This is a genomic window from Haloferax chudinovii (assembly GCF_042663345.1).
GTDB classification, from domain to species: Archaea; Halobacteriota; Halobacteria; order Halobacteriales; family Haloferacaceae; genus Haloferax; species Haloferax chudinovii.
This window is the reverse complement of record NZ_JBHTAB010000002.1, coordinates 290,486-310,219: the sequence shown is the minus strand read 5'-3', so window position 1 is coordinate 310,219 and position 19,734 is coordinate 290,486. Positions and strand designations below refer to the sequence as shown.

The 19,734-nt window shown below is 69.0% G+C and carries 19 protein-coding genes; 12 read left to right on the top strand and 7 right to left on the bottom strand.

Translation table 11 applies throughout. The features are described 5' to 3' along the window. The first annotated feature begins 164 nt into the window (after positions 1 to 164). Together thsA and ACFQI8_RS05760 are read left to right on the top strand one after the other, a co-directional pair. Positions 165 to 1,727 (top strand): thermosome subunit alpha, encoded by a 1,563-nt coding sequence (thsA, locus tag ACFQI8_RS05765; RefSeq protein WP_390243334.1) that lies wholly within the window; start codon positions 165 to 167, stop codon positions 1,725 to 1,727. Between the two features lie 187 nt (positions 1,728 to 1,914). Further along, positions 1,915 to 3,234: an APC family permease gene (locus ACFQI8_RS05760; RefSeq protein ID WP_390243332.1), complete on the top strand. Its 1,320-nt coding sequence runs from the start codon at positions 1,915 to 1,917 to the stop codon at positions 3,232 to 3,234. 29 nt (positions 3,235 to 3,263) lie between these two features. Here ACFQI8_RS05760 and ACFQI8_RS05755 read toward each other — a convergent pair whose 3' ends face one another. The 3 genes from ACFQI8_RS05755 to ACFQI8_RS05745 are packed head-to-tail and all read right to left on the bottom strand — an operon-like array spanning position 3,264 to position 5,282. Beyond that, complete coding sequence (locus ACFQI8_RS05755; protein ID WP_390243331.1) at positions 3,264 to 3,944, bottom strand: trimeric intracellular cation channel family protein; 681 nt, start codon at positions 3,942 to 3,944, stop codon at positions 3,264 to 3,266. Beyond that, positions 3,944 to 4,732: an SAM hydrolase/SAM-dependent halogenase family protein gene (locus ACFQI8_RS05750; RefSeq protein ID WP_390243329.1), complete on the bottom strand. Its 789-nt coding sequence runs from the start codon at positions 4,730 to 4,732 to the stop codon at positions 3,944 to 3,946. The genes ACFQI8_RS05755 and ACFQI8_RS05750 overlap by 1 nt, the downstream gene beginning before the upstream one ends. Before the next feature lies 1 nt (position 4,733). Beyond that, the gene (locus tag ACFQI8_RS05745; protein WP_390243328.1) at positions 4,734 to 5,282 is read right to left on the bottom strand and encodes a nicotinamide-nucleotide adenylyltransferase; all 549 of its coding nucleotides are present in this window, start codon (positions 5,280 to 5,282) and stop codon (positions 4,734 to 4,736) included. Between the two features lie 169 nt (positions 5,283 to 5,451). On the opposite strand from ACFQI8_RS05745, the gene lonB reads away from it, so the two are divergent. The 3 genes from lonB to ACFQI8_RS05730 all read left to right on the top strand — a co-directional run bounded on the left by lonB (position 5,452) and on the right by ACFQI8_RS05730 (position 8,999). Continuing rightward, positions 5,452 to 7,536: an ATP-dependent protease LonB gene (gene lonB / locus ACFQI8_RS05740; RefSeq protein WP_390243326.1), complete on the top strand. Its 2,085-nt coding sequence runs from the start codon at positions 5,452 to 5,454 to the stop codon at positions 7,534 to 7,536. A 6-nt stretch (positions 7,537 to 7,542) separates the two neighbouring features. Next, positions 7,543 to 8,559: a CPBP family intramembrane glutamic endopeptidase gene (locus ACFQI8_RS05735; RefSeq protein ID WP_390243325.1), complete on the top strand. Its 1,017-nt coding sequence runs from the start codon at positions 7,543 to 7,545 to the stop codon at positions 8,557 to 8,559. A gap of 101 nt (positions 8,560 to 8,660) precedes the next feature. After that, a complete protein-coding gene (locus tag ACFQI8_RS05730; protein ID WP_390243324.1) occupies positions 8,661 to 8,999 on the top strand; it encodes a hypothetical protein in 339 nt (112 codons plus the stop codon). Positions 9,000 to 9,036: 37 nt separating this feature from the next. On the opposite strand, the gene ACFQI8_RS05725 is transcribed toward ACFQI8_RS05730, so the two are convergent. Next, the gene (locus tag ACFQI8_RS05725; protein WP_390243323.1) at positions 9,037 to 9,492 is read right to left on the bottom strand and encodes an MGMT family protein; all 456 of its coding nucleotides are present in this window, start codon (positions 9,490 to 9,492) and stop codon (positions 9,037 to 9,039) included. A gap of 162 nt (positions 9,493 to 9,654) precedes the next feature. Between ACFQI8_RS05725 and trpC the strand changes: the two genes are divergently transcribed. From trpC to ACFQI8_RS05695, 6 genes are all read left to right on the top strand, one after another. Next, positions 9,655 to 10,464 carry an indole-3-glycerol phosphate synthase gene (trpC, locus tag ACFQI8_RS05720; RefSeq protein WP_390243321.1) on the top strand — a complete coding sequence of 270 codons (810 nt, stop codon included), beginning with the start codon at positions 9,655 to 9,657 and terminating at the stop codon, positions 10,462 to 10,464. After that, on the top strand, positions 10,461 to 11,729 hold the full coding sequence (trpB, locus tag ACFQI8_RS05715; RefSeq protein ID WP_390243320.1) for a tryptophan synthase subunit beta: 1,269 nt from the start codon (positions 10,461 to 10,463) through the stop codon (positions 11,727 to 11,729). The genes trpC and trpB overlap by 4 nt, the downstream gene beginning before the upstream one ends. Continuing rightward, the gene (gene trpA / locus ACFQI8_RS05710; RefSeq protein ID WP_390243319.1) at positions 11,729 to 12,646 is read left to right on the top strand and encodes a tryptophan synthase subunit alpha; all 918 of its coding nucleotides are present in this window, start codon (positions 11,729 to 11,731) and stop codon (positions 12,644 to 12,646) included. The genes trpB and trpA overlap by 1 nt, the downstream gene beginning before the upstream one ends. Positions 12,647 to 12,670: 24 nt before the next feature. Then, positions 12,671 to 13,471, top strand: coding sequence for a 2-amino-3,7-dideoxy-D-threo-hept-6-ulosonate synthase (locus tag ACFQI8_RS05705; RefSeq protein ID WP_390243318.1), 801 nt, complete (start codon positions 12,671 to 12,673; stop codon positions 13,469 to 13,471). Between the two features lie 80 nt (positions 13,472 to 13,551). Next, positions 13,552 to 13,968 (top strand): methylated-DNA--[protein]-cysteine S-methyltransferase, encoded by a 417-nt coding sequence (locus ACFQI8_RS05700; RefSeq protein WP_390243317.1) that lies wholly within the window; start codon positions 13,552 to 13,554, stop codon positions 13,966 to 13,968. Positions 13,969 to 14,624: 656 nt separating this feature from the next. Next, positions 14,625 to 15,803, top strand: coding sequence for a 3-dehydroquinate synthase II (locus ACFQI8_RS05695; RefSeq protein ID WP_390243316.1), 1,179 nt, complete (start codon positions 14,625 to 14,627; stop codon positions 15,801 to 15,803). A gap of 70 nt (positions 15,804 to 15,873) precedes the next feature. On the opposite strand, the gene ACFQI8_RS05690 is transcribed toward ACFQI8_RS05695, so the two are convergent. The 3 genes from ACFQI8_RS05690 to ACFQI8_RS05680 form a co-directional block, all read right to left on the bottom strand. Next, positions 15,874 to 16,269 carry a DUF7575 domain-containing protein gene (locus ACFQI8_RS05690; protein WP_390243315.1) on the bottom strand — a complete coding sequence of 132 codons (396 nt, stop codon included), beginning with the start codon at positions 16,267 to 16,269 and terminating at the stop codon, positions 15,874 to 15,876. Positions 16,270 to 16,384: 115 nt separating this feature from the next. Continuing rightward, positions 16,385 to 17,476, bottom strand: coding sequence for a DNA-methyltransferase (locus ACFQI8_RS05685; protein WP_390243314.1), 1,092 nt, complete (start codon positions 17,474 to 17,476; stop codon positions 16,385 to 16,387). 196 nt (positions 17,477 to 17,672) lie between these two features. Continuing rightward, on the bottom strand, positions 17,673 to 18,680 hold the full coding sequence (locus ACFQI8_RS05680; RefSeq protein ID WP_390243313.1) for a transcription initiation factor IIB: 1,008 nt from the start codon (positions 18,678 to 18,680) through the stop codon (positions 17,673 to 17,675). A gap of 264 nt (positions 18,681 to 18,944) precedes the next feature. Here ACFQI8_RS05680 and ACFQI8_RS05675 point away from each other — a divergent pair, with 264 nt between their 5' ends. Further along, positions 18,945 to 19,733, top strand: coding sequence for a helical backbone metal receptor (locus ACFQI8_RS05675; protein WP_390243312.1), 789 nt, complete (start codon positions 18,945 to 18,947; stop codon positions 19,731 to 19,733). The last annotated feature ends 1 nt before the right edge of the window (position 19,734 follow it).

Below are 19,734 nucleotides of genomic sequence, written 5' to 3'. Positions count from 1 at the left end.
GCTCGGCGGAGCCTCGCTCGACCGCCGAATCGGTCCGCGGTCGTCTCCTCCGGGATTCGGAAAAGCGTCGCCCTGTCGTGCGATTTCGTAGCGCACTCCCGCCGAAACGTATTTATAGAACTGCAATCGTTGATAGCGGTTGAGGTTTCAACATGGCTTCACGAATGCAACAACCATTATATATTCTCGCAGAGGGGTCGAACCGAACGCACGGCCGCTCCGCACAGGACTCCAACATCCGCGCGGGGAAGGCGGTCGCCGAAGCCGTACGGACCACGCTCGGCCCGCGCGGTATGGACAAGATGCTCGTCGACTCCTCGGGCGAGGTCGTCATCACGAACGACGGCGCGACCATCCTGGAGAAGATGGACATCGAGCACCCCGCCGCGCAGATGATCGTCGAAGTCTCCCAGACCCAAGAGGAGGAGGTCGGCGACGGCACGACCACCGCGGCCGTCCTCACCGGCGAACTCCTCGCGCACGCCGAAGACCTCCTCGACGACGACCTCCACCCGACGGTCATCGTCGAGGGCTACACCGAGGCCGCCCGCATCGCCCAAGACGCCATCGACGACATGGTCCTCGACGCGGCCCTCGACGACGACCTGCTTCGGAAGGTCGCCGAATCGTCGATGACCGGCAAGGGAACCGGCGACGTGACCGCCGACGTGCTCGCCAAACACGTCGTCAAGGCGGTCCGGATGGTCCACGAGGACGACAGCGGTGCCTTCCACCGCGACGACGTTCGCGTGCTCACCCGCACGGGCGCGTCCTCCTCGGCGACCGAACTCGTCGCGGGCGTCGTCCTCGACAAGGAACCCGTCAACGAGAACATGCCCCGGTCCGTCGCCGACGCGACCGTCGCGGTCCTCGACATGACACTCGACGTTCGCAAGAGCGAGGTCGACACCGAGTACAACATCACGTCCGTCGACCAGCTCACCGCGGCCATCGACGCCGAGGACAGCGAACTCCGCGGCTACGCGAAGGCCCTCTCGGACGCCGGCGTCGACGTGGTGTTCTGCACCAAGTCCATCGACGACCGCGTCGCGGGCTTCCTCGCCGACGCGGGCATCCTCGCGTTCAAGAGCGTCAAGAAGTCCGACGCTCGCGCCCTCGCCCGCGCGACCGGCGCGAAGCGCCTCGGCTCGCTTTCGGAGCTCGACGACTCCGACCTCGGCCGCGTCGACTCCGTGAGCATCCGCACCTTCGGCGACGACGACCTCGCGTTCGTCGAGGGCGGCGCGGCGGCCAAGGCCGTCACGCTGTTCCTCCGCGGCGGCACCGAACACGTCGTCGACGAGCTCGAACGCGCCATCGAGGACGCCGTCGACGTGGTCGTCGCCGCCATCGACAAGGGCGGCGTCGTCCCCGGCGCGGGCGCGACCGAAATCGCCATCGCCGACCGCATCCGCTCGGAGGCCGCCGGCATCGAGGGCCGCAAGCAACTGGCCGTCGAGGCCTACGCTGACGCCGTCGAGGCGCTCCCGCGCACCCTCGCCGAGAACACCGGCATGGACCCCATCGATGCGCTCGTCGACCTCCGCGCCCGCTACGAGAAGGAGGGCATCGCCGGCATCATCTCGTCGGGTCGCTCCGGCGAAATCGGCGACCCCGTCGAACTCGGCGTCATCGACCCCGTCGCGGTCAAGCGCGAAGCCATCGAGTCCGCGACCGAGGCCGCGACGATGATCGTCCGCATCGACGACGTCATCGCCGCCAAGTAACCGACCCGCCCGCAGAACACCTCACCCCACACCCCACCCACCGGCGACGCGCTCCGTCGCCGGGCCACTTCGTGTCGCCTTCCGCGGTCGTGCCGCCCGCAGACGATTGCCCCGGAGCCGCGCCGCCGAACGGACAGCTATCAACTGGCCGCTACGTTCTTCCGTCGCGAGCGTCGAACTGCACTCCATGTCCGACGAAGTCGGGCTTCCGGAAGCCGTGTCGATGGCGATTGGTGGAATGGTCGGCGGGGGTATCTTCGCCGTGCTCGGCGTCGTCGCCGGCGCGGCCGGGACCCTCGCGTGGGCGGCGTTCGTCGTCGCCGGCGTGCTCGCGGTCTGTGCCGGCTACTCATTGCTTCGACTGAACAGTCTGTGCGAGTCGCCGCGGTCGCCCGTCGGCTACGTCGAGCGGTTCACCGACGATAACACCACGCTCGCGGGCGTCGTGGGCTGGACGTTCGTCTTCGGCTACGTCGGGACGATGGCGATGTACGCCTACGCCTTCGGCGGCTACTTCGTCGAACTCACCGGTGTCTCGACGGTCGCGTCGGCCTCGGTACAGCCGTTCGTCTCCGCGCTCACCGTCGCCGCGTTCGTGAGCCTCAACGTCTTCGGGGCGCACGCCTCGGGGCGGGCCGAAGACGTGCTGGTCGGCCTCAAGGTCGCCATCCTGCTCGTGTTCGGCGTCGGCGGCGTCGCCTACGGCGCGACCCACGGCGGCCTCGGCTTCGGCCTGTCGAACCTCGGCATCGGCCCGCTCGTCGCCGCGGCGGTCTCCTTCGTCGCCTTCGAGGGCTGGGAGCTCCTGCTGTTCGACCAAGAGAACATCGCCGACCCCCGCGAGACCGTCAGGAAGGCGATTTATATCTCCATCGCGGGCGCGACGGCTCTGTACATCTTGGTGGCGCTCGTCACGACTAACCTCGCCGGCATCGACGCCATCCAACGGCACGCCGAGACCGCGCTCGCGGTCGCCGCCCGGCCGTTTCTCGGGCAGGCCGGGTTCGTCCTCATCTCGGTCGCGGCGCTGTTCTCGACGGGGAGCGCCATCAACGCCACGCTGTTCAGCTCCGCGCGGCTCTCGAAGCGCCTCGTCGCCGACGACCTGCTCCCGAGTCGACTCCGCGACGAGTCCGCCGACGAACCGATTCGCCCGCTCGTGACGCTCGGCGTGCTCGCGGCCGGGTTCGCCTTCCTCGGGAGCCTCGACGCCATCAGCTCGTTCGCGTCGCTCGCGTTCATCAGCATCTTCGGCGGCCTCTCGCTTCTCGCGTTCCGGGAGCGCGAGGAGCTCGCGACGGCCGTGATTCCCGCGGTCGGGACCGTCGGCGGAATTGGCTCGGCGGCCGCGCTCCTGTGGCACCTGTTCGACGCCGAGCGCGGGACGTTCTGGACGGTCCTCGCGCTCGCGGTGGTCGTCGTGGGCGTCGAGGTGCTCTACTTCGAGCGCCAGAGCATCGCAGACGAGGTCCGCTCGGCCGAGCGGCGCGTGGAACACGAGCTTTAGGGGTTCTCCGCGCGCTCCCAGTCCCGGCCTCAGACGCGCGGGAGCCGCCAGTCGTAGCGGAGCGCGAGCACCCGCACCGAGAAGACGACCGCGGCGCACACTCCCGAGGGGACGCCGGTCGGCGCGCCGACCGCGCGGGCGGCGAGGAAGACGAGGCCGCCGACGACCGCGGGCGTCGCGTAGAAGTCGTCGCGGAGGACGACCGGCACGCGCCCGATGAGGATGTCGGCGATTGAGCCGCCGCCGACGGCCGTGATGGTCGCGAGGATGACGACGCCGAACGCGGTGACGCCGGCGTCGACGCCGACGAGCGCGCCGGTCGCCGCGAACGCCGACAGCCCGACCGCGTCGGTGGTCAGGAACCCCGGGTGGTCGCGGACGCGCCCTTCTATCGAGTGGATGAGGACGATTGCGAGAGCGACGCCGACGAGCGCGACGCTCATGTCCCACGTCCCCGCCAGCGAGGCGGGTAGTCGGTCCACGAGCACGTCGCGGGTCGTCCCGCCGCCGAGGGCGGTCACGATGCCGAGCACGGAGACGCCGAACACGTCGAGGCCGGCCTCGGCGGCCTTGAGCGCCCCCGCGACCGCGAACGCGACGAGGCCGACGACGTTCATCACCGCGAAGGGGTCGATTTCGGGGACGGCGACCGTGGCGGGAACGGAAACGGCACCGGAAACGGAACCGGAGGCGAGAGCGGCGACCCCCATCAGTCGACCCGGAGTTCGACGCGGTCGCCGGGCGCGAGGTCGAACGCCTCGTCGCCGCGGCCGTGGTTCACGTCGCACTCGACGTTGCCGTGACTGCCGACGGTGACCAGTCGCTCGCCGCGCGGGACGGCCTCGAAGGTGCGGCCGACCGGCACCGACTCGCCGTTCACGGTCGCGTGGTCTCCCGCCGCGTCGCGCACGAACGCGCCCGGAACGTTGGTGATGCAGTTGCCGAAGTCGTCGACGACGAGCACCTCGCCGGTCGCCTCGCGGCCGTCGGCCGAGACGGTCGCCTCGGGGAGGCGGCACTCGGCGAGCGAGCCGACGGGAACCCGCTCGAACCGGTCGACCGACGCCAGCGCCGACGCGCCGGCGACGTGGGCGTCGGCGGCCGCGGGCGCGAACACGTCCCGCCCGTGGAAGGTCGTCGAGTCGGGGTTCGGAACGTCGATTTCGTACGCCTCGATGCCTGCGTCGTCGGCGAGTTCGGCGGCAACGCGCCTCGCCGGCGGACGGAGGACGCCGTTGTCGGGGCCGACGAAGACGTGGTCGCCGACCCGGAGGACGACCGCGCGGCGGTCGGTGCCGACGCCGGGGTCGACCACGACGAGGTGGACCGCCGGCGGGAAGTACGGAAGCGTCTCGCGGAGCCAGAAGGCGGCCGCGCGAACGTCCTGTCGCGGGAGGTCGTGGGCCACGTCCACGAGTCTCGCGTCGGTCCGCGAGAGGACGACGCCCTTCATCGCGGCGGGGTAGGCGAGCCCGAAGTCGGACGCGAGCGTTATCATCTCAACAGGGGTTCGGGTCCCGGTCGTCGTCGCCGACGCGTTCCGAGCCGTCGGTGGCCGTGACGCGCTGGAGGCGCTCGATGCCGTCGATTTCGCGGACCACGTCGGCCACCTCGTCGGGGACGAGCGACTCCCAGTCGCGGTCTTCTATCATGCGTTGGCGGACCTCCGTGCCCTCCAGCACCTCGCGGTTGAACATGGGGGACTGGTGGACCTCGACGCCCGCCTCTGTGAACAGTTGGATGACGAGCGGGTTGTTAGAGTACGCCACCTCGAACGCGGGGGACATCGATTGGACGTGGCTGACCCACACCGAGTTGCGGTCGAGGTCCTCGATGGGGACCGCGTAGGTCGTGATGTCGAAGTCGGAGACGGCCTTGTTGACCATCATGATTCGCTCGCCCGCGGTAAACGGGTTCCGCGGCGAGTGCGAGTCGCCCGCGGACCCGATGCCGAGGACGAGTTCGTCGACTTCGGTGGCAATCTCTTCGACCATTCGGTGGTGGCCGTTGTGGTACGGCTGGAAGCGGCCGATGTAGAACCCCCGCATGCGTCGGCCGTTAGTCCGGATTACTTATAAATACGCCGAGTCACGAAAATCACGGTATTCCGGTGGTAGGGCGGTCGAAACCCGAGGTTACGGCAAGGTACGCCGGATGCACCCGGGGAGAAAGTATATCAGTCGCAGGGCCTACGTTAGAAGTAGCGACGACAGTTCTATGAGTAACGATACGAACACCGACGACAGCCTCCACGAGCGGGAGGATTCACCCGACGACGCGCCCTCGGAAGAGGGTATCGACGACGGGGGGACGCTCCAGCACGACGAGGCCGAAGAGGTCGACAAGAAGACGATAGACGACCTCGGGAGCGATGTCGAAATCGACGCCGACGTGGCCGAGAACGTGGACGAGGACGACCTCCTCGGTGGTCTCCAGATAGAGACGACCGACGAGATTCCCGTCCCGGACCGCCTCGTCGACCAGGTCATCGGGCAGGAGCACGCCCGCGACGTCATCATGAAGGCGGCCAAACAGCGCCGCCACGTCATGATGATCGGCTCCCCGGGGACGGGGAAGTCGATGCTCGCCAAGGCGATGTCCGAGCTTCTCCCCCGCGAGGAGCTACAGGACGTGCTCGTCTACCACAACCCCGACGACGGCAATCGCCCCAAGGTCCGCACGGTCCCCGCGGGCAAGGGTGACCAGATCGTCGAGGCGCACAAAGAAGAGGCACGCAAGCGCAACCAGATGCGCTCGTTCCTCATGTGGATTATTATCGCGGTCGTGCTGGGCTACTCGCTCATCATCGCCCAGCAGGTCCTGCTCGGCATCCTCGCCGCGGGTATCATCTACCTCGCGTTCCGCTACGGCTCGCGCGGAAGCGACGCGATGATTCCGAACCTCATCGTGAACAACGCCGACCAGAAGTCCGCGCCGTTCCAAGACGCGACGGGCGCTCACGCGGGTGCGCTCCTCGGCGACGTCCGCCACGACCCGTTCCAGTCCGGCGGCATGGAGACGCCCAGCCACGACCGCGTCGAACCCGGCGCGATTCACAAGTCGAACAAGGGCGTCCTGTTCGTCGACGAGATCAACACCCTCGACGTGCGCAGTCAGCAGCACCTGATGACGGCCATTCAGGAGGGCGAGTTCTCCATCACGGGCCAGTCCGAGCGCTCTTCGGGCGCGATGGTCCAGACCGAACCCGTCCCGACGGACTTCATCATGATCGCCGCGGGTAACCTCGACGCGATGGAGAACATGCACCCCGCGCTCCGCTCCCGTATCAAGGGGTACGGGTACGAGGTGTACATGGACGACACCATCCAGGACACCCCCGAGATGCGCCGCAAGTACGCGCGCTTCGTGGCCCAAGAGGTCACCAACGACGGGCGGCTCCCGCACTTCACCGAGGAGGCGGTCGAAGAGCTCATCCTCGAAGCCCGCCGCCGCGCCGGCCGCAAGGGCCACCTCACCCTCGAGTTCCGTAACCTCGGCGGCCTCGTCCGCGTCGCCGGCGACATCGCCCGCGGCGAGGACGCCGAGCTGACCACCCGCGACCACGTGCTCCAGGCCAAGCGCCGCGCGCGCTCCATCGAACAGCAGATCGCGGACCAGTACATCGAGCGCCGCAAGGACTACGAGCTGTCGGTCAACGACGGCTTCGTCACCGGCCGCGTCAACGGCCTCGCCGTCATGGGCGAGGACTCGGGCATCATGCTCCCCGTGATGGCCGAAGTCACGCCCTCGCAGGGCCCCGGTCAGGTCATCGCGACCGGCCAGCTCAAGGAGATGGCCGAAGAGTCCGTCCAGAACGTCTCGGCCATCATCAAGAAGTTCTCCAACCAGGACCTCTCGGAGATGGACGTGCACGTGCAGTTCGTCCAGACCGGCCAGCAGGGCGTCGACGGCGACTCCGCGTCCATCACGGTCGCGACCGCCGTCATCTCCGCGCTGGAGGACATCCCCATCGACCAGTCGGTCGCCATGACCGGCTCGCTGTCGGTGCGCGGCGACGTGCTCCCGGTCGGCGGCGTCACCCACAAGATCGAGGCCGCCGCGAAGGCCGGCTGTTCGACGGTCATCATCCCCGCCGCCAACGAGCAGGACGTGATGATCGAAGACGAGTACAAGGAGATGGTCGACATCATCCCCGTCTCGCACATCAGCGAGGTCCTCGACGTCGCCCTCGAAGGCGAACCCGAGAAGGACTCGCTCGTGGACCGCCTCAAGAGCATCACCGGCTCCGCCCTCAACAAGGGTCAGGGCGTCAAAGGGCCGTCCAGCCCCAGCCCGCAGTAACGCCGGATGACCGATTGGGCGGCGTTTGCGGGCTTCACCGGCCTCGTCCTCGCCGTCTTACTCTCTCTCGCGCACTTTTCTCGCGGCGTCCCGCACGCTGAGGGGACCGGCTCCGCCGCGCCCGCCGCGCCCGACGACGCTGACTCCGACCCCGCCCAAAACGCCCGAGTCGATACGCCGGACGACCCCGTTTCGCCTCCCGCCGAACCGGCCGATTCCGACGGGTCGGCCGACCCCGACACCGTTTCGCTGGCCTCTTTTTCGGTCGGTTCGACCGACGCGTCGCCGCGACCCGAGCCGCCGACGCTCGCCGGGGGCGACGGTGCGGACGACGCCGACCCCGACGCGACGGCCGGTTCCGAACCCGAGTCCGACCGGGCGACCCCGCCCGGCGTCACCGCGGCCCCTGTCTCGGCCGCCTCGGAGCGCCCCGCGTCCGCCGGGGACCTTCCGCCGCACCTCCTGCTCGCTAACGTCGCGCTCTCGCAGGCGTTCCTCGGCGGCTTTCTCGGTCTCGGTGCGTGGTACGCTGGCGTCCCGGCCGCGGCGCTCGGCTTCGCCGTCGACGCGCTCCCGACGAAGCTCGCTCTCGGCGTTGCGCTCGGCATCGCGCTCTACGGGGCCAACCGGGTCGGCTCGACGGTCAGCGAGCGATTCGGCATCGCGCCCGACGAGGCGGTCCGCGAGTCGTTGACGCCGCGGACCACCGCGGGGTGGGTGTTCCTGTTCGCGGTCGCGCTTCCCCTCATCGCCGGCTTCGAGGAGCTGTTGTTCCGGGGTGCGCTCGTGGGAGCGGTCGCCGCCGGCTTCGGCGTGTCGCCGTGGCTCATGGCGGCCGTGTCGTCGGCCGCCTTCGGCGCGGGCCACGGAGCGCAGGGCCGCCTCGGCATCATCGTCACCGGCCTCCTCGGGTTCGTTCTCGCGGCGGCGTTCGTCCTCACCGAGAGCCTGCTGGTCGTGGTCGTCGCCCACTACCTCGTGAACGCGCTGGAGTTCGCGGGCCACGAGCTGTTCGGCTGGTAGCGGGGCGTCGCCGCGTCGGCGTCGGCGACGACCGCAGAACACCCGCCGTCGCGGCCGCGGCGCGGGGATGCGTTCAAGTGTCCGCACCACGCGTAGCCGGTATGGACATCGACACGCGGCAGTTGACGCAGGCGGGGCTCATCGGCTATCTGGCGCTCGTCGTCGCGGCGTTCGCCACGGGGAACCCGACGCTCCGACTCGCCGCCGACGCCGCCTTCGGGCTGACGGCGGTCCTCCTCGGCGTCGTCACGCTCCGGACGCCGGTCGACAGCAAACTCACGTACGTCGCCGGCGGCGGCTTCGTCCTCGCGGGGCTCTCGCAGTTCGCCGAGCTCGCGACCGGCGTCCAGTCGGTCGGACTCGCCAGCACGCTGTTCCTCCTCGGCGGCCTGCTCGGCTACCTCGCGCTCCGCCGCGAGACCGACGCGATGCCGTTCTGAGCTCGGCGGCGATGGTGTCGCCGAAACGTAGCGAAACTCAGATTCCTTCGGACGTCCGGAGCGCCTCGACCACGTCGTCGGGGGCGGCGCTCGGGCCGTCTGTCACCCGGTGGTCGGGGACGACGACCGGGACCGGGTTCGCCGCGAGCGCCTCGCGGACGACGCGCTCCGAGTCGTCGTCTTTGGGGTCGAGGCCGGCCATACGGACGAGCAGGCCCACGTCGACCGTGTCACCCCGCGGGACGTTCCGCAGGGACTCCAACACGCTCCGCTGGTCGGTCGGGACGGTCAGGCCGATAGGGACCGACGAGAGGTCCGTCTCGCCCCGGTCGATGGCGGCCAACACGGCGTCGAGGTGGTCGTGGTCGGACTCGGCGTCCGCCGGCACTGAGTTCGGAAACGAGACGTCGATGACCTTCCCGCTGACCACGCCGACCTGCACGGGGCGGCCGAGCGTCGACGATTCGCGCGCGTAGATTCCCGAGACGGGCATACGTTCGGCTCCCGTCGCCGGAGGCTTGACCCTTCCGGCGACGGCGTGGGGGTTCGCCCCTTTAACAGCCCGCGCTCGCCCGCGAGCGCGAGTACGCGAGAGACGGTGAGTGTCCCCGCCGACGCAAGTCTTATGTACAGATACGTGCGTTAGTGTACATTAATGAACGCTAGTGGAGACGAATTAGCTCCCGACGTGCGCGCCATCCTGGAGGCCGCGCGGGAGCGACCCGGCGGGGAGACCCGCGTGTCGGTCGACGCGCGGTCCTTCCCCGAGGCCGTGGCCGAAACGGAGGCCGCGGGCCGGGTCCCCGTCATCGCCGAGGTGAAGCCCACGAGTCCGACGACCGAGGGCGTCCGCGAGGACGACCCGGTCGAACTGGCCCGCGAGATGGTCGCCGGCGGCGCGACGGCGCTGTCGGTCCTCACCGAACCCGAGCACTTCGGCGGCTCCGTCGAGTCGCTTCGACGCATCCGCGAGGCCGTCGACGTGCCCGTCCTCCGCAAGGACTTCATCATGCACGAGGCCCAACTGGACGTCGTCGAGTCCGACCTCGTGCTCCTCATCGCGCGGTTCGTCGATAGCGCGGAACGGCGTTCCGCGGACGATTCGAGCGAGCGAGGCCCGGGAGAACGCGACGACCTCTCGGACCTCGTCGAGGCGGCCCGCGACCGCGGCTTCCAGCCGCTCGTAGAGGTCCACACGCGCGAGGAACTCACGGCGGCGCTCGCGGCCGGCGCGGACATCATCGGCATCAACAACCGCGACCTCGGACGGCTCGAAGTCGACCTCGGAACGTTCGAGGAACTCGCGCCCGAAGCGCCCGAGGACGTGCTCCTCGTGGCCGAAAGCGGCGTGAAGACGGTCGAAGACGCGCGGCGGATGCGCGGGGCCGGTGCCGACGCCCTCCTCGTCGGGACGGCCATCATGGACGGCGACGTGCGACAGAACACGGAGACACTCACACAATGAGCGCAGACGGCAAATTCGGCGACTACGGCGGACAGTACGTTCCCGAGGCCCTCATGCCGGCCATCGAGGAACTGACCGACGCTTACGAGCGGTACGTCCTCGACAACGAAGACGGCTTCATGGACGACTTCCGCGCGCGACTGCGGGACTTCGGCGGGCGTCCGACGCCCCTCCAGCGCGCGGACCGGCTCTCCGAGCGCTACGGCCGCGAGGTCTACCTCAAGCGCGAGGACCTCCTCCACGGCGGCGCGCACAAGCTCAACAACGCCCTCGGGCAGGTCCTCTTGGCGAAGTACATGGGCAAAGAGCGCATCATCGCCGAGACCGGCGCGGGCCAGCACGGCACCGCCACGGCGATGGCCTGCGCGCACCTCGATATGCCCTGCGAGATTTACATGGGCGAACGCGACATCAACCGCCAGCGCCCCAACGTCTTCCGGATGAAGCTCAACGGCTCGGAGGTGAACCCCGTCACCGTCGGCCGCGGCACGCTCAAGGAGGCCATCTCCGAGACGATGCGCGACTGGGCGACCAACGTCGAGGACACCCACTACGTCATCGGCTCCGTCGTCGGCCCGCACCCGTTCCCGAGCATGGTCCGGGACTTCCAGTCGGTCATCTCCGAGGAGGCCCGCACGCAGGCCAGAGAGAAACTGGGTCGGCTCCCCGACGCCGTCGTCGCCTGCGCGGGCGGCGGCTCGAACACGATGGGCGCGTTCGCCGAGTTCGTCGACGACGAGGAGACCGCGCTCTACGCCGTCGAGGCCGGCGGCTCGACGCTCGAAGTCGACGAGGAAGCCGGCGTCGCGCCCAACTCGGCGTCGCTCACGACCGGGACGGAAGGCATTCTCCACGGCGCGCGAACCCGACTCCTACAGGACCGCGACGGCCAGATTATGGAGTCGCACTCGGTGTCATCGGGTCTCGACTACGCCGGCGTCGGCCCCGAACTCGCGCACCTCGTCGACACCGGCCGCGTCACCGCCGTCAACGTCGACGACGACGAGGCGCTGACCGCGTTCCACCGGCTCTCCCAGATGGAGGGCATCATCCCCGCGCTGGAGTCGGCTCACGCGTTCGGCTACCTCGAATCGGTCGTCGGTCCCGACGCGCCCGACTCCGAGGAAGCGGACGACCTCGGCAAGTACGTCGTGGTCAACGTCTCCGGCCGCGGCGACAAAGATCTCGAATCGGCCATCGAGGAGACTTACGAGCGCGACATCGACATCGCACCGAACATGGACGAGTTCACGGGGGGGCTGTGATGTCGCTCGAAGACGCCTTCGCCGACGGGCCGGCGTTCATTCCGTACCTCGCCGCCGGCGACCCCGACTACGAGTCCTCGCTCGAATACGTCGAGGCGCTCGACCGCGGCGGCGCGGATATCATCGAACTCGGGCTTCCGTTCTCGGAGCCCATCGCCGAGGGGCCGACCATCCAGAACGCGGTGGTTCGGTCGCTCGAAGGCGGGATGACGCCGACGCGCTTTTTCGAGTTCGTCGAGGATCTCGACGTGTCGGTGCCGCTGGTCTGTATGACCTACTACAACCTCATCTACCGCTACGGCGACGAGAGCGAGGCGCAACGCGCCTCGAATACGAGCGGTGAAACCGTGAGTAACGGTCCGCGGCCGTTCGTCGAGAAGGCCGCCGAGGTCGGTATCGAGGGCTTCGTCGTCCCCGACCTGCCGGCCGAGGAGGCCGGCCCGCTCCGCGAGGCCTGCGACGAGTTCGGCCTCGACCTCGTGTTCATCGTCGCGCCGACGACCCGCGGCGACCGCCTCGACCGCATGATGGAACAGGTCTCGGGCTACGTCTACGTGCAGGCGCGCCTCGGCACGACGGGCGCGCAGTCGAGCGTCTCCGACCAGACCGGCTCGTCGCTCGAACGACTCGCAGACTACGACGTGCCCAAGGCGGTCGGCTTCGGCATCAGTAGCGGCGACCACGCCGAGCGCATCGTCGCGAGCGGCGCAGACGGCATCATCGTCGGGAGCGCGCTCGTGGACATCGTTGCCGAAGGGACAGCTCGTCAGACCGCGTCTGACGACGTCGCCGGGGGTCACGAGAACGGCGACGACGCGAAAACCGTCGCCGACCGCCTCGAAGCGCTCGCCCGCGAACTTAAAGACGGGGCGGTGGCGGGCGCGTCGCAACGCCCACCGCATCCGGAACGCACATAACCACTCTGCCACCCTTTCTCATACATGAACACAGATATCGGACTCTCCGCACGACTCGAACGCATCTCCACAGACGGGCGATACCTCATCGTCCCGATGGACCACGGCATCACCCTCGGCCCGGTTACGGGCCTCGTCGACATCGAATCCACCATCGACGGCATCACGCGCGGCGGCGCCGACGCCGTCCTCACGCACAAGGGCACCGCGCCGCGCGTCCACCCGAACAAGAACGGCAAAGGCTACATCGTCCACGTAAACGGCTCGACGGTCATCGGCCCGGACGAAAACGACAAGCGACTCACCGGGACCGTCGAAGACGCCCTCCGCGTGGGTGCCGACGCCGTCTCATTCCACATCAACGTCGGCTCGAACTACGAGCCCGACCAGATGACGCAACTCGCCGACCTCTGTTCCCGCGCCGCCGACTTCGGCGTTCCCGTCCTCGCGATGTCCTACGCTCGGGGCCCCGGCATCGACGAACAGGACCCCGAGGCGCTCGCCCACGCCGTCCGCCTCGCCGAGGAGGTCGGTGCCGACGTGGTGAAGACCGCCTACAGCGGTGACCCCGACTCCTTCGGTCGCGTCGTCGAGGCCACGCGCCTGCCGGTCGTCATCGCCGGCGGCAGTCGCGGCACCGACCGCGAGACGGTCGAGATGGTCCGCGGCACGATGGACGCCGGCGCGGCCGGCGTCTCCATGGGTCGCTCTATCTTCCAGCACGAGAACCCCGAGGCCATCACCCGCGCCGTGAGCGCCGTCATCCACGACGACGCAGACGTGGACACCGCGCTCGAACGCGCCGGACTCGGCATCGAGGCGTAACGCGGCTCGCGGCGTTCCGACGCTTTTCGGCTTCGTTCGACGGCCTATAGATAGATACCCGCCGAGTCCGTACTCCGCCCATGCGCGTCACGATGTGGGGGTTCGCGGTCGACGTGGACGACCGGCTCGTCGGGTGTTCTGCCGACTCGCTCCGAGAACAACTCGCGGAGTACGAACGCGGGGAGCGCCGCGAGTTCGATATCGAGGTTCGGTTTCCCGACTCCGTTACCGGCGAGGTGATGCGCGTCATGGCGTCGATTCCGCACGGCGAGACGCGCACCTACGGTGAGGTCGCGGCGGAACTCGACAGCCACGCGGTCGCCGTCGGACAGGCTTGCGGGCGGAATCCGGTCCCGGTCGTCGTCCCGTGTCACCGCGTCGTCGGCGCTGACTCTCTCGGCGGCTTCTCCGCGGCCGGCGGCGTCGACCTGAAGCGCGCACTTCTCGACCACGAGCGCGGCGCGGTCCAAACGGGGCTGGACGCGTATCGCGACTGATTTCATATCGCCGTAATTGATTTACCGATTGCGGATTCAGTCGAGGGACGACCCACGCGGAGGTGGTCGGTGTTTCTCGACGACTCTCGGCTGACCCGCGCACCCGACTCTCCGCGCGACGCTCGCCGAGCGTTCGGGCTCGAACCCCGCGTTCGATTGCCCCCGTTGCCCGTGTCGGCGGCGTACCGTTCCCGGAACGCGAGGGGGTCGCGACCCTCCGCGTCGATGTCGGCTGACGGACGTGCGTCTTTCCCACCGCAAGGAGTTTCGTGCGACAAACCGGGGTGCGCGTGGCGACTCCCGACCGATGTTCCGTGAGCCGACCGCCTCCCGACGACCCGGTCGGTTCGCCTTCCGAACCCGGAGAGCGTCGGCCGGCCGAACGGACTCCGGGCCGATACGGTTGGCTCGGTTCCCGGACTGACCGTCGCGGCTGACCCCGCCGCCGAACACTCGCCCACTGAACACTCGCCCGCCGAACCTTCGACTCGCGCCGGCAGGCTCGAATCCGGGTTGAATCGTGTCTCCGCCAGCCAAATAAACACCATAACGCGATACAGAATAGCAGAACGCGTCCGCACCGTCTCGCCGCGACCCGTTCGCCGTCCGTTGATTCATTCGCCACGTTCAAGCCCGCCCACCGAGTGAAGTCGATAATGACACGAAGCGTCTGGCTCAAAGCCGACGACGCGGTCGGCGACTGGGAGACGCGGAAGCGACGCATCACGGCCGGACTGGAAGCCGGCGTCGACTGGGTCCTCGTCGACGAGGCCGACGTTGAGACGGTGCGCGAACTCGGCGACGTCAACGTCGCCGCGTTCCGGACCGACGCGGACGTCCACGTGATGGAAGCAGAGGAAGACGACGGAGAGCCCGCGGCGCTCGCCGACGCCTACATCGTCGGCAAGGACGGCGAGGGCGACGCGACCGTCGAACTCCCCTCGGACTTCTCCGGGTCTGCCGACCTGACGACGCTCCGCCGCGGCGACGACCACACCAACGGGTCGTACGTCCGCATCCTGAGCAAGGACTACGAGGCGTTCGCCGAGGAGGCCGCCCGCGACGGCGACTACACCATCGTCATCGGCGAGGATTGGACCATCATCCCGCTGGAGAACCTCATCGCCCGCATCGGCGAGGAGACCGACCTCATCGCGGGCGTCACGACCGCCGAGGAGGCCAAGACGGCCTTCGAGACGCTCGAACTCGGCTCCGACGGCGTCCTCCTCGACAGCGACGACCCCGACGAGATTCGAAAGACCGTCGAGGTCCGCGACGAGGCCGAACGCGAGTCGCTCGACCTCGTGTGGGCCGAGGTCACGGAGGTCGAACGCACGGGCATGGCCGACCGCGTCTGCGTCGACACCGGCACCATCATGAACCACGACGAGGGGATGCTCGTCGGCTCGATGGCTCGCGGCCTGTTCTTTGTCCACGCCGAGACGGCGAAGTCTCCGTACGTCGCGTCTCGGCCGTTCAGGGTCAACGCCGGCGCGGTCCACGCCTACGCGCGGACCCCCGACGGCGGCACGGTCTATCTCTCCGAACTCGAAAGCGGCGACGAGGTACAGCTCATCGACACGAACGGCAACACCCGCGAGGCCATCGTCGGGCGCGTGAAGATCGAAAAGCGGCCGATGTTCCGCATCTCCGCGGACTACGAGGGCGACCGCGTCACGACGCTCCTCCAGAACGCCGAGACGATCAAGGTCCACACCCGCGAGGGCCGGACCGCGGTCACCGACCTCGAACCCGGCGACGAGATGCTCATCTACTACGAAGATACGGCTCGCCACTTCGGCGAGGCGGTCGAAGAGAGCATCATCGAGAAGTAACCGACGGAGGAACGTTTTTTCGAAGTCGAACTCAGCGTCGCGCGCGGCGGCCGGCGTTCGTCGCCCTTCTCTATCCGTCGACCGTGTACCATTCGAGTTCCGTCGCACACCACGGACAGAAGTCGAGGTTCCGGTCGAGTTCGCCGCCGCAGACCGGGCAGGTCGGCTCGCCGTTCGCGTTGCGACCCCGCGGGCGACGCCCGACGCGGTAGGCGTCGAGCGCGCTCAGAACCAGCAGTCCGACGACGGGGAACAGCACCTCTCTGGGGAGCGAGTCCACCGTCACGGTCGCCGGGTCGGCGAACGTCGAGAGCAACACCAGCGCCGCGCCGAAGACGAAGGTGAACCACGCGACCGCGCGTCGCCACTCGCGGAGGTAGACGTGCCCCGCCCCGGCGATTCCGAGCGAGGCACCAACCACGCCGACGAGGGCGGCGACGACGGCGCGACGACGAGCATCGGGCATTGTTCGTTGGCGTCGTCGTCCGCGCTCTTAAACGTCTGGATTGTCGGACAGTCGGTTAACTCGTACCGAAGCACGCCGGCATGTATCTGAACCCCCGAATTCGAGCGTTCCGAACTCAGTCGGTCGTCGGGTCTTCCGAGAGTTCGGGCCGCTCCGACGACTCGGCCGCCTCTGCCCCGTCGAACGGTTCGTGTTCGACGACGAACTCGCGGTTCGCCCCGTCGGCCGACGCCTCGACCGACGACACGCGATACAGGCGGATGCGACGCTCCTGGTTCGTCACGACCGGGAAGTCGTAGCGTTCGGCGTCGTGACCGGGTCGTTCGTCGCGGTCGGCGACGAACTCCCGGTGGGCGTCGAGTCGGCGTTCGACCTCCGCGCGCGAGCGCTCCGGGAGGTCGTCGAGTCGGCGCTCGAACCCCGAGACGAGGTCGGCGTCGAGGTCGTAGCCGACGGAGTCCCGGCCCGCGAGCATGGCCGCGAGCGTCGTGGTGCCGGTGCCGACGAAGGGGTCGAAGACGGTGTCGCCGTAGACGGAGTACATCCGAATCAGGCGAAGCGGCAGTTCGACGGGAAACGCCGCCGAGCGCTCTCTGGCCCCCGAATCGAGGCGCTGGTCGGTTCCGCCGAACTCCCAGAGGTCGGAGAACCAGCGGTTGCGCTCCTCCCAGAAGAAGGCGCTCTCGTAGCGCCGGTCGTCGCCCGGCGGGAACGACCGCGGGTCGCCCTTGCGGACCACCAGCACGTACTCGTGTTCGAGCGTGACGTAGGCGTTCGGCGGGAGCGTCCCCGACCCCATGAACTTCGTCAGGCTGTTGGTCGGCTTGCGCCAGATGGCGTCCGGGAGCGGCGTCAGTCCGCGCTCGGCGAGCGCGGTGAGCACGCGGGCGTGGTTGGCGTACTGCCGAAACGAGCCGTCGAGGCTCCGGGTCGCGTCGCCGACGTTCACGCAGGCCATCCCGCCGGGCGCGAGCACGCGGGCCACCTCGTCCCAGACGGCGTCGAGCTGTTCGTGCATCGCCTCGAAGGCGGCGTCGCCGTCGCCCGCGTCGAGCGCCGCCGCGACGGCGTCGTCGCGCGCCGAAAAGAGGTCGTCCCACATCTCTATCATGGGGTAGGGCGGCGACGTGACGACGAGGTTCACGCTCTCGTCGGCGAGTCCGGTGTCGGCGGCGTCGCCCACCGCGAGGGCGTGCGTCGTGCGCATCGTACGGACGTGTTCGCCTCGAAACAAAACCCTTCGCCTCGGCGCGGGGGCGGTCACCGCGGTGTCGCCGGGCCACGCGGTGTGACTCTCAGGGGAGACATCGTGTCGAGCGCCGCCGCTGGCGGGCGAATAAGCGAAAATCGAGTCGTTTCGTCCGGTCGAACCCTCACTCGGCGCGGGCGTCCGGCGCGCGCGCTCAGACGAGGCCGAGGTTCTCCTCGGCTTCGAGGAGCTCGTGGTAGCGGTTGCGGATGGTGACCTCGGAGATGTCGGCCACGTCGCTGACGGCGGCCTGCGTCGTCTTCTCGTTGGTGAGGAGGGCGGCGGCGTAGACGGCGGCGGCGGCGAGGCCGACCGGCGACTTACCGGAGTGGACGCCCTTCTCCTTGGCGTTCTTCAGGAGCTGGCGCGCGCGCATCTTCGACTCGTCGGAGAGGCCGAGTTCGCTGGCGAACCGCGGGACGTACTGCTCGGGGTCCGCGGGCTTGACCTCAAGCGAGAGCTCGCGCGCGATGTATCGGTAGGTGCGGGCGACCTCGCTCTTCTCGACGCGCGAGACCTCCGCGATTTCGTCGAGCGAGCGCGGGACGCCGGCCATACGGGCGGCGGCGTAGGTACACGACGTGGCGACGCCCTCGATGGAACGACCCGGGAGCAGGTCGTCGTCGAGCGCGCGGCGGTAGATGACAGACGCGGTCTCGCGGACGTTCTCGGGCAGGCCGAGCGCGGAGGCCATGCGGTCGATTTCGCCGAGCGCCTGCTTGAGGTTGCGCTCCTTGGAGTCGCGGGTGCGGAACCGCTCGTTCCACTTGCGGAGCCGTTGCATCTTCTGGCGCTGGCGCGCGCCGAGGGAGTTGCCGTACGCGTCGCGGTCGCGCCAGTCGATGTTCGTCGACAGCCCCTTGTCGTGCATCGTGTTGGTCGTCGGCGCGCCGACGCGGGACTTCTCGTCTTTCTCGCGGGCGTCGAACGCGCGCCACTCGGGGCCGCGGTCGACGGAGTCGGCGGTCACGACGAGGCCGCAGTCGTTACAGACTGTCTCGCCGTGTTCGTCGTCGGTGACGACGTGACCGCCGCACTCGGGGCACTGCAGTGTGTCGCCCTTCGTGTCTTCCTGCTCGGTCTCGGCCTCCTGTCGGCCGTTCTGCGTGGTTTGTTCCTGCTCCTGTGCGCCGGGGTTTCGGGTCCAGATTCGTTCACTCATGGATACGACGGCGGGTGCTCCGGGATGGGGTGTTAGAGGCGGCTAGAACCCGGATGCTGTCCGTAACACCAGAAACCGCAGACGACCGCATAAATGGTTTGGTATCGCTTTCGGCGAGCGGCGGCGTTTGCACGTGTGAGGCTGTCGCACGGACGATTGAGGTTCGTGATGGATTCGGCGGCTCATCGCCGATTCATCGGTGGCTCACCGGCGACCGGTGACGCGATACATACTTTTCGCGAAGGGGCGTTGCTACGACTACGCATGGCCGCGAACCCTCGCGTCGTCTCGCTCGCTCCGAGCGCGACGGCCGTCCTCGACGCCGCCGGTCTCGACGCCCACGTCGTCGGGGCGACCGTTCACTCGCCGACCGACAAGCCGGTCGTCGGCGGCTGGCTGAACCCCGACTTCGACCGGGTCGACGAACTCGACGCCGACGCCGTCTGCACCTGCGACGACCTCCAGTCGGACGTCGCGGCGGCGGCCCGCGACCGCGGCTACGACGTGGTCCACGTCGCGCCCGCGACGCTCGACGAGGTGTTCGACTCGTTTCCCGTCGTCTGCGACGCCGCGGGCGACGCCGGCGCGGGGGCGACGCTCGCCGAGGACTGCCGCGACCACCTCGGCCGCGTCGCCGACGCGGTCGCCGGCCGCGACCGGCCGACCGTCTACTGCGAGGAGTGGGCCGACCCCCCGATGGCCGCGGGCAACTGGGTCCCCGACCTCGTCCGCGCCGCCGGCGGCTCCGCCCCGTTCGTCGCGCCCGGCGAGCGGTCCGCCGAAGTCGACCCCGCGGTCGTCGCGGCCGCCGACCCGGACCACGTGATTCTCCACCCCTGCGGGAAGGGCGAGCGCGGCGACCCCGAGGCGTTCGAGGCCCGCGGGTGGAATCTCGACGCCGCGGTCCACGCCGTCGACGACTCGCTTCTCAATCAGCCGAGTCCCGCCGTCGTCTCGGGCGTCGACCGCCTCGCGAGGCTGTTGCACCCCGACGCCGACCTCCCCGACCCGTGGGCGGCCGCAACCCCGTCCGAATCCGACGAAGGGAAATAAC